Raw genomic sequence first — 250 nt, forward strand, 5'->3', positions numbered from 1 at the left:
TGTACGCTCGACTTGCTGCTGGTATCGGTATTGTGATTGCGGGTTACTTCGGGGTTAACCCTCCAGGATTCGTGGCGGCGGTGGTGGCATTCGCTTTCGGTTTGGCTGCGTCATCTCTGTTTCCTGCAATCATCATGGGTATCTTCTCTAAGACCATGAATAAAGAAGGTGCTATTTCAGGTATGGTGCTTGGCTTATTCTTCACCGCAGGTTATATCATCTACTTTAAGTTTGTTGATCCTAATGCAAA

Annotated in this window: 1 pseudogene; it reads left to right on the plus strand. The window is 46.4% G+C overall.

The window, feature by feature from the left end:
• Window positions 1–250 (plus strand): annotated as a pseudogene (locus B4920_RS27245) (cation acetate symporter); the annotation flags it as partial.

Origin of the sequence: Zoogloea sp. LCSB751 (assembly GCF_002028455.1) — a bacterium.
GTDB lineage: Bacteria > Pseudomonadota > Gammaproteobacteria > Burkholderiales > Rhodocyclaceae > Zoogloea.